The sequence below is a fragment of the Thermoanaerobacterium sp. PSU-2 genome (assembly GCF_002102475.1).
Classification (GTDB): domain Bacteria; phylum Bacillota; class Thermoanaerobacteria; order Thermoanaerobacterales; family Thermoanaerobacteraceae; genus Thermoanaerobacterium.
This window is the reverse complement of record NZ_MSQD01000034.1, coordinates 1-1,755: the sequence shown is the minus strand read 5'-3', so window position 1 is coordinate 1,755 and position 1,755 is coordinate 1. Positions and strand designations below refer to the sequence as shown.

Below are 1,755 nucleotides of genomic sequence, written 5' to 3'. Positions count from 1 at the left end.
GAACAATAAAGAAAGCTTATCAAATTACGCAGCAGATAAAAAGAGATAGAGATCTTTTTGAATCTTTCTTATTTAAAAATATTGAGACTTATTTAAATAGCGTTGTCGTTGAACTACAGATTGAAAAAGCAATTAATGAAGGAAGAATTGGAAATTTAAAATGTGAGATTGTTCCTAATATCATAAAAAGTCATTATCACTTAGAAATAAGAACAATAGATGGCAAATGTATATTTACGGTTAGTCAGGTTAAAGATAAGAATCAAATTCCAAGAAGAAATATATTTAGAATGAATTATAGTTATTCGAATCAACTTACAATTGATGATATATTAGGATATGAAAGAAAGCAAGATGAAGTTTACTTAATAATTACACATGGGTATTTTAAAGAGGGGCTCAATTTTATAAACATCGGTATTCCTTCACCTAATTTAAATGATTGGTTCGCAAAGGTTTCTTTGTTAGAAGATCAAAAGATAATGACGGAAATTGAAAAACCTGAATACATAATTGAAGAAATAAATGATGATTTAATTTTAGAAGTAAAACAAGAAATTATAAAAAGGGTGTCGGGAGATGACAAAAAATAAAGAGCATAACATTGTACCTCAAAGGATAAGACAAGCAAGGCTTATTCGTGGTCTAACTATACAGGAATTAGCTAATAAATTATCTGTTACACGGCAGGCTGTTTCACAATATGAATTAGGTCAAACTGCTCCTAGTGCAGCTGTACTCGGAGAAATGGTTAGAATTTTAAATTTTCCACTTTCATTTTTTTATAAGCCAATAGAGTCGGATAATTTATTCAATAGTGATAACGCTTTTTTTAGAAGCTATGCTACTGCAAATAAAAAAGAAAAAGAACAGCAGATACAGAGAGCTAATTTACTAGTAGAAATTTATAAATATCTTTCTGAGTTTATAGAATTTCCAAAAGTTAATTTGGCTAATTTAAGTAGTTTTGATATTGAGAATCTTAATGATGACTTAATAGAAAAAATAGCGATATATGTAAGAAAATCGTGGAAACTTGGTCTTGGGCCTATAAGCAATGTAACTTTGTTAGTTGAAAAAAATGGTTTTATAGTAACAAGAAATGAAACCAATTATCAAGAAATAGATGCTTTTTCTTATTTGTTGCCAGAAGGAAGACCTATTATATTCCTTAGCGCTGACAAAAAAAGTGCTGCTAGAACCCGGCTTGATATTGCGCATGAACTTGGGCATATATTGCTCCATCAAGGTATAGAAAAAGGATTAATCAACGACAAAAAAATATTTGATAAAATAGAAGATGAAGCATACAGGTTTGCTACGGCTTTTCTACTTCCCGAAGAAAGTTTTTTAGAAGATGTGATTTCTACTTCTTTAGACCACTTTATTTTTTTGAAAGAGAGATGGAAGGTTTCTATTAGTATGATGATAAGAAGATGTAAAGATTTAGGAGTATTGTCTGATAGTCAATATACGTATCTCATGAAACAAATATCACGGAGAAAATGGAGGAAAAAGGAGCCATTAGATGATGTATTAGAACCAGAAAATCCGGTTTTATTGAGAAGAGCCGTTGAAAAGCTGTTGGAGGAAGAAATATTAACTCGTGATCAATTGGTTGAAGATTTAAAAATGCCAATTGAGGAGATAGAATCTTTAACTAATCTTGAACCAGGAACTCTTAGTAGGAGAGGACAGGTTATACCAATAAATATAAGGGAATTTAAGAAATAAAATGCTGATATAGTAATTTTT

Annotated in this window: 2 protein-coding genes; both read left to right on the top strand. The window is 30.1% G+C overall.

Translation table 11 applies throughout. From position 1 onward, the window contains the following. Positions 1-593, top strand: a 593-nt coding sequence (locus tag BVF91_RS13360) for a hypothetical protein (RefSeq protein WP_168170221.1), incomplete at its 5' end; no start/stop codon positions are given. Beyond that, positions 580-1,734, top strand: coding sequence for an XRE family transcriptional regulator (locus BVF91_RS12990; protein WP_085113765.1), 1,155 nt, complete (start codon positions 580-582; stop codon positions 1,732-1,734). The genes BVF91_RS13360 and BVF91_RS12990, both read left to right, overlap by 14 nt. The last annotated feature ends 21 nt before the right edge of the window (positions 1,735-1,755 follow it).

What these genes read in the sequence shown, in the direction of transcription:
- BVF91_RS12990 (WP_085113765.1), top strand. Translation starts at nt 580, where the DNA reads ATGACAAAAAATAAAGAGCATAACATTGTACCTCAAAGGATAAGACAA.